General features: G+C 65.0%; 6 protein-coding genes. 1 reads left to right on the forward strand and 5 read right to left on the reverse strand.

Translation table 11 applies throughout. The features are described 5' to 3' along the window. Positions 1-2 precede the first annotated feature (2 nt). Positions 3-1,451 carry an efflux transporter outer membrane subunit gene (locus DKB74_RS17580; protein ID WP_109809494.1) on the forward strand — a complete coding sequence of 483 codons (1,449 nt, stop codon included), beginning with the start codon at positions 3-5 and terminating at the stop codon, positions 1,449-1,451. A 289-nt stretch (positions 1,452-1,740) separates the two neighbouring features. Here the strand turns inward: DKB74_RS17580 and folD are convergent, their stop codons facing one another. The 5 genes from folD to ahcY are packed head-to-tail and all read right to left on the reverse strand — an operon-like array spanning position 1,741 to position 6,839. Then, positions 1,741-2,610, reverse strand: coding sequence for a bifunctional methylenetetrahydrofolate dehydrogenase/methenyltetrahydrofolate cyclohydrolase FolD (gene folD / locus DKB74_RS17585; RefSeq protein ID WP_109809495.1), 870 nt, complete (start codon positions 2,608-2,610; stop codon positions 1,741-1,743). A 4-nt stretch (positions 2,611-2,614) separates the two neighbouring features. Beyond that, positions 2,615-3,598, reverse strand: coding sequence for an adenosine kinase (locus DKB74_RS17590; protein ID WP_109809496.1), 984 nt, complete (start codon positions 3,596-3,598; stop codon positions 2,615-2,617). A 14-nt stretch (positions 3,599-3,612) separates the two neighbouring features. Beyond that, positions 3,613-4,470 (reverse strand): formyltetrahydrofolate deformylase, encoded by an 858-nt coding sequence (purU, locus tag DKB74_RS17595; protein ID WP_109809497.1) that lies wholly within the window; start codon positions 4,468-4,470, stop codon positions 3,613-3,615. Positions 4,471-4,479: 9 nt separating this feature from the next. Beyond that, entirely contained in the window at positions 4,480-5,424 is a 945-nt protein-coding gene (locus DKB74_RS17600; protein ID WP_109809498.1) for a methylenetetrahydrofolate reductase, read from the reverse strand. Positions 5,425-5,435: 11 nt separating this feature from the next. Then, a complete protein-coding gene (gene ahcY, locus DKB74_RS17605) occupies positions 5,436-6,839 on the reverse strand; it encodes an adenosylhomocysteinase (RefSeq protein WP_109809499.1) in 1,404 nt (467 codons plus the stop codon). Between the last annotated feature and the right edge of the window lie 148 nt (positions 6,840-6,987).

Consider the following 6,987-nt stretch of genomic DNA (forward strand, 5'->3'; position numbering starts at 1 on the left):
CAATGAAGCGACTTTCAATCCTGGTGCTGGCGGCGGGCACGATGCTCGCCGGCTGCAATCTCGCTCCCGATTATGCCCGCCCGCAAGGCGCGGTGCCGGCGAGCCTGCCCGAAGGCGGCGTCTATCCCGCCGCCGCAACCGACGCGCCGGACATTACCAAGGTCGGCTGGCGTTCCTTCTTCGTCGATCCGCGCCTGCGCGACGTCATCCAGCTGGGACTCGACAATAATCGCGACCTGCGCCTGGCCGCCGCGAATGTGCTGCAGGCACGCGCCCAGCTCCGCGTCCAGCGGGCCGATCAGCTTCCGACGATCGGCGCGACGGGCGACGCGACGTTCACCAACACTGCCGCCACGGCGGCGGCGAGCGGCGGCGCCACCGGAACCCGGGACATCGAAACCTATTCGGTGGGCGCGGGTCTGAGCGCGTTCGAGATCGACCTGTTCGGTCGGCTCGCCAACCTGTCGCGTGCGGCGCAGGAACAGCTGCTCGCGGCGGAATGGGCGCAGCGTTCGACCCGGATCAGCCTGATCGCGCAGATTGCCGAAGCGTGGCTGAAACTCGCCGCGGATCGCGAGCAATTGCGCATCGCGCAGGCGACGCTCCAGACCTATGCCGACACGCTGCACCTCACGCAGGAGCAGTTCCGCATCGGCGTGGCGTCCGAGCTTGAGGCCAAACAGGCCGAAGCCGGATATCAGGCGGCGCTCGCCGATATCGCGACGCTGGAAACCACGATCGCGCAGGATCGCAACGCGCTCAACCTGCTGGCCGGCACGACCGTCGGCGACGCATTGTTGCCCAACGGACTGGACGAAGGGCCGTTCACGCTCGACGCGCTGCCCGGCAGCCTTTCCTCGGATGTGCTGCTGCGACGCCCGGACGTGATTCAGGCCGAACATCTGCTGATTGCGCAAAACGCCAATATCGGCGCCGCACGCGCGGCAATGTTCCCGACCATCTCGCTGACTGCGACGCTGGGAACGGTCAGCAGTGCGCTGTCGGGTTTGTTCAGCGACGGCAGCTTCACCTATTCGGCGGGACCGAGCATCGGCCTGCCGATCTTTGACGCCGGTCGTCGCCAGGGCAATGTCGCCTATGCCGAAGCTTCGCAGCAGGCAGCGGTGGCGACCTATGAAAAGACCGTCCAGACGGCGTTTCGCGAGGTTTCCGATGCGCTGGCGCTGCGCGGCAGGATCGACACGCGAGTCGATGCGCAGACGGCGCGCGCCGATGCCGCGCAAACCGCCGCGCGGCTTTCCGACGCGCGCTATCGTGCAGGCGTCGATTCCTTCCTCGGTGCGCTCGATTCGCAGCGCACGGCCTATGCCGCGCAGCAACAGCTGGTAACGGTGCGGCTGCTGCGCGCGACCAATCTGGTCGAGCTGTATCGCGCGCTCGGCGGCGGACTGGCAGACGAGACAGTGACGCCGGACGGCACGCAACGCTGATCCGCCAGGGCGGATGCGCTATTGGTGGCGGTGCCCGTCTGCGGGCGGCACCGCCACGACCCGATAGATCGCCCGGCCGCATGTGTCGCAGCGGATGTCCTCCGGCTCCGCCATAGCCGGCTCCGCCGCTTGCGTGGCCGGCGCGTGAGGGCCCGAACAACAGCTGCAATCATTGGTCGCCGCGCGATCATAAGCGGCGAGCATGGCTTCGCTCCATGGCGCGTCGCAAAAGGGGCAGCGCGGTCCGCCGGTCGGCTGGGGAACGGCATCGTCCATCGTCACAGGGGCCTCATGCGGCTTCGCTTTGTCCGGCGTGCTGGCGGCACGCCTGAAGCGTATTTTTCAACAGGCACGCGATCGTCATCGGTCCGACGCCGCCGGGCACCGGCGTGATCGCGCCGGCGACTTCGCATGCTTCCTCATAAGCCACATCGCCGACGATGCGCGAGCCCCCCTGCCCGTCGGCGACGCGATTGATGCCGATATCGATGACAGTGGCGCCGGGGCGGATCCATGCGCCGCGCACCAGCCCCGGCACGCCCGCCGCACACACGACCAGATCGGCGCGCGAAACATGTTCGGCGAGGTTGGACGTCAGCTTGTGCGCCATCGTGACCGTGGCGCCATCGGCCAGCAGCAACTGCGCCAGCGGCTTTCCGACGATGTTCGAACAGCCGATCATCAGCGTCTCGACACCCTGCGGCACGCCGATCGCTTCGTGGATCAGCATCATCGCGCCGAGTGGCGTGCATGGCACCATCGCCGGCGCTCCGGCGGCGAGACGCCCGACATTATAGGGATGGAAGCCATCGACATCCTTCAGCGAGTCGATCGCTTCGATCACCTTGAGCGCATCGATGCCCGGCGGCAGCGGCAGCTGGACAAGGATGCCGTCGACATGCGGATCGCCGTTCAGGCGGCGGATCAGCGCAAGGATCTGCTGTTCGCTGGCATTTGCGGGCAGCCGGTGTTCGACCGAATAGATTTGCGCGCTGCGTGCCGCGCGCACCTTGTTCCGCACATAGACTTCGCTCGCCGGATCATTGCCGACCAGCACGACCGCCAGCCCCGGAATGCGGGGTAGCGCGGCGACTTCATCGGCTACCTGCGCCTGCACGCGCCGCGCAATCGCCCTGCCGTCGATGATCCGGGCGGCCATGCGATCAGCCCGCGATCAGCGCGGCAAGTCTGGTTTCGGGGCGCGCGCCATAATGGCTGATGATCTCGCCCGCGGCGATGCTGCCCAGGCGGCCGCATTCGGCAAGCGGAAGCCCCCGGCTGAGCCCGAACAGCACGCCGGCGGCATAGAGGTCGCCCGCCCCCGTCGTATCGACCACGCGGTGGACCGGCGCGGCGGCTACCACTGCCTTGTCGTCCCCCGAAAGCAGCACCGATCCGGCGGCGCTGCGCGTGATCGCGGCAAGCCCCGCGTCGCGCGCCGCCTGCGCGGCGGCCGCGTCGAAATCGTCGGTTTCGTACAGCGCGAATATCTCGTCCTGGTTGGCGAACAGGATGTCGACATGATCCCTGACCAGCGCGAGCAGATCGTCGCGGTGGCGGTGGACGCAGAAACTGTCCGACAGCGACAGCGCAACCTTGCGCCCGGCGTTGCGCGCGATCTGTGCCGCCTTGCGGAACGTTTCCTTCGCTTGCGGCGGATCGAACAGATAGCCTTCGAGATAGGTGATCGCCGCCGACGCCACGAGATCTTCGTCGATGTCATCGGGAGTCAGGTTCACGCACGCGCCGAGGAACGTGTTCATCGTCCGCTCCGCATCGGGCGTCACCAGCACCAGACAGCGCGCGGTCGAAGGCCCGTCGGGCGCAGACGGCGTATCGAACACCACGCCCAGCGAACGCAGATCGTGGCGAAATATCCCGCCGAACGTATCGTCGCGGATCTTTCCGATATAGGCGGCACGCCCGCCCAGCGACGCCACGCCCGCAATGGTATTGCCCGCCGATCCGCCCGACGCTTCGATCCCTGCGGCCATCACTTCATAGAGCGCATCGGCGCGCGCTTCGTCGATCAGCGCCATGCCGCCCTTTTCCAGGCCCTGCGTCACGAGGAACGCATCGTCGGCAGGCGCGATGATGTCGACAATGGCATTGCCGATGCCCAGCACTTCGATGTCGCGGTGCGCCATGGTGTGGCCTCCTCTCAGCTGAATACGACGGTGGTCTTGCCGTTGAGCAAGATGCGATGTTCGGCGTGCCAGCGAACCGCCCGGGCGAGCACGAGCGATTCGACGTCGCGCCCTGCCGACACCAGATCGGCGGGCGACTGGGTGTGATCGACGCGCGTCACCTGTTGTTCGATGATCGGCCCTTCATCGAGATCGGCCGTCACATAATGTGCCGTCGCCCCGATCAGCTTCACCCCGCGCGCATGCGCCTGATGATAGGGTTTGGCGCCCTTGAAACTGGGCAGGAAGCTGTGGTGGATGTTGATCACCCGACCCGAAAAATCGCGGCACATCGCGTCCGACAGCACCTGCATATAGCGGGCGAGCACGATCAGATCGCAATCATGTTCGGCGAAGACATCGCGCAGCTGCGCTTCGGCCTGCGCCTTGGTGTCGCGCGTGACGGGCAGGTGGACAAAGGGGATGCCGGCAGCTTCGGCCAGCGGCTGCATTTCGCGATGGTTGGAAACGATCGCCGGCACTTCGATCGGCAGCGCACCGATCGACAGGCGATAGAGCAGGTCGTTCAGGCAATGGCCGAATTTCGATACCATCAGCAGCGTGCGCGTGCGCCGTGCCGCATCGTGCAATTGCCAGTCCATGTCGAACCGCGCGCCGATCGGGCCGAATGCCGTGGTCAGGCTGTCGAGCGTGTCGGTGCCTTCGCCGCGAAACGTGACGCGCATGAAGAACTGGCCGGTGTCGAGATCGTCGAATTGCTGCGAACTGGTGATGTTGCAGGCACGCTCGGCGAGGAATGTCGATACCGCCGCGACGATCCCGCGCTGATCGGGACAGGAGAATTTCAGGACGAAAGTGGATGGCGTCGTCATTGTCACTGCCTAGCTGAGCGGTTGAAAGCCCGAGGAACTGGGCTGCAGCCGGATCTGGCCCCGCGTTACCGGAGCAACCCATTGCGCGGTTCGCGCGAGACCACCGAACGGAAAGAAATGCAATGCGACCGGTCCAAATTCCTTGCGCACCCCGGCTTCGGCAAGCTTGCGGATCACTGGATCGGGCCCGGTTTCGCGCAGCAACCGGGCAATCGAGGCGCTGTTGCCCGCCAGCGCGCGCGCCGAATTGCCGACCCCGCACACCCGCGCGAAACGCAGCAAGGTGCGGATGCTCGCCGGCCCCGCCAGCCCGATCCGTACCGGAACTATGCTGCCATGTTCGCGCAGTGCCGCGAGCCAGGTCAGGATCGGTGCCGCATTGAAACAGAATTGGGTGATGATGAAGGGCGACAGCCCGGCGTCTTCGACCACGGCGATCTTGGTTTCCAGCTCGCTCTGCAACGTCGCCTGGGGGATCGCCGGGTGCCCTTCGGGATAGCCGCCAAAGCCCACCGCTTCGAACGCGCCCAGCGATTTGCGCAACCGGCCGACCAGTTCGAGCGACGAGGCGAAGTCCCCGATCGGCTTCGGCACATCGCCTGCAATCAAAAAGAGCCGCCGTGCCCCCGCATCCGCCAGCCGCGCCAGCAGGTCGTTGGCGTCCGCTTCGTTGCGGATCCGGCGCGCGGCGATGTGCGGCACCGGCTCATAGCCTGCTTCGCGCACCGCCTGCGTCGCCGTCACGCGATCTTCATGCGTGTCCGCTGGCATCCAGGTGATCGAAATCGTCGCGCCCGGTGCGATATATTCGCGTGCTTCCTGAAGCGCCACGGTATCGCGCGCGGCGATTTCGTAGGACGCGCCATGGGTCAGCTGGGCAATTTCCTCGACCAGCGCGTCGCGCGGACGCAACGACACGCCGGAGGGGAAAGAAGGCGCCGGAGCCGGGATCATCGCGGTGCTCCTCAATACCGATAATGATCGGGTTTGAAGGGGCCTTCGACGGGAACGCCGATATAGGCGGCCTGTTTGGGGCTGAGGGTGGTGAGTTTGACGCCGAGCTTGTCGAGGTGGAGCGCGGCGACCTTTTCGTCGAGATGCTTGGGCAGGACATAGACGTCGTTCTTGTATTCGTCCGACTTGGTCCACAATTCGATCTGCGCCAGCGTCTGGTTGGTGAAGCTCGAGCTCATCACGAAGCTGGGATGGCCGGTGGCGCAGCCCAGATTGACCAGGCGGCCCTTGGCCAGCACGATGATCTTGTTGCCTTCGGGGAATTCGACTTCGTCGACCTGCGGCTTGATCTCGGTCCATTTATAGTTGGACAGACCCGAAATCTGGATCTCACTGTCGAAATGGCCGATGTTGCACACGATCGCCATGTTCTTCATCGCCTTCATGTGATCGGCAGTGATCACATCGGCATTGCCGGTCGCAGTGACGAAGATGTCGGCGCGCTTGACCGCATCTTCCATCGTCACGACCTCATAGCCTTCCATCGCCGCCTGCAGCGCGCAGATCGGATCGATTTCGGTGACGAGCACGCGCGCGCCGCCGTTGCGAAGGCTGTCGGCCGAACCCTTGCCGACATCGCCGAACCCGGCAACCACCGCGACCTTGCCCGCCAGCATCACGTCGGTCGCACGACGGATCGCGTCGACCAGCGATTCCTTGCAGCCATAAAGATTGTCGAACTTCGACTTGGTCACGCTGTCATTGACGTTGATCGCCGGGAACGGGAGCTTGCCTGCCTTCGACAGGTGATAGAGGCGGTGCACGCCCGTCGTCGTCTCTTCGCTGACGCCCTTGATGTTCTGCACCGTCTGGGTGAGGTAGCCCGGCTTGCGCGCGATGAACGCCTTGAGCGCGCGCTGCATCTCGACTTCTTCTTCATTCTCCGGCTCGGGCAGGCTCTCGCCCGCTTCGACCCGCGCACCCCACAGCGCGAACATCGTCGCATCGCCGCCATCGTCGAGGATCATGTTGCAGGTCTCGTCACCCCAATCGAAGATCGAGCCGACATAGTCCCAATATTCCGCGATCGTTTCGCCCTTCACTGCGAACACCGGAACCCCGGTTTCGGCAATCGCCGCCGCCGCATGGTCCTGCGTCGAGAAGATGTTGCACGTCGCCCAGCGCACGCTCGCACCCAGCGCCGTCAGCGTCTCGATCAGCACCGCGGTCTGGATCGTCATGTGCAGCGATCCCACGATCCGAGCACCCTTCAGCGGCTGCGCTGCACCAAATTCCTCGCGCAGCGCCATCAGACCAGGCATCTCGGTCTCCGCAATCTCAATCTCCTTGCGGCCCCATGGCGCAAGCGAAATATCCTTGATTACAAAGTCCTGGCGTTCAGCAACGGTGGCCATGATCAATTCCTCATATCTCGAACAGGGGGTCAAAGGGCGCGCTTCAGATCCTCGACGAGGTCGGTGCGTTCCCATGGGAAATAGTCGCCTTCGGCGGTGCGGCCGAAATGGCCGTAGGCGGCGGTGCGGGCATAGATCGGCTTGTTGA

It is taken from the genome of Stakelama portus, from assembly GCF_003171655.1.
Classification (GTDB): Bacteria; Pseudomonadota; Alphaproteobacteria; order Sphingomonadales; family Sphingomonadaceae; genus Sphingomonas; species Sphingomonas portus.

What these genes read in the sequence shown, in the direction of transcription:
- DKB74_RS17600 (WP_109809498.1), bottom strand. Translation starts at nt 5,424, where the DNA reads ATGATCCCGGCTCCGGCGCCTTCTTTCCCCTCCGGCGTGTCGTTGCGT.
- purU (WP_109809497.1), bottom strand. Translation starts at nt 4,470, where the DNA reads ATGACGACGCCATCCACTTTCGTCCTGAAATTCTCCTGTCCCGATCAG.
- DKB74_RS17590 (WP_109809496.1), bottom strand. Translation starts at nt 3,598, where the DNA reads ATGGCGCACCGCGACATCGAAGTGCTGGGCATCGGCAATGCCATTGTC.
- folD (WP_109809495.1), bottom strand. Translation starts at nt 2,610, where the DNA reads ATGGCCGCCCGGATCATCGACGGCAGGGCGATTGCGCGGCGCGTGCAG.
- ahcY (WP_109809499.1), bottom strand. Translation starts at nt 6,839, where the DNA reads ATGGCCACCGTTGCTGAACGCCAGGACTTTGTAATCAAGGATATTTCG.
- DKB74_RS17580 (WP_109809494.1), top strand. Translation starts at nt 3, where the DNA reads ATGAAGCGACTTTCAATCCTGGTGCTGGCGGCGGGCACGATGCTCGCC.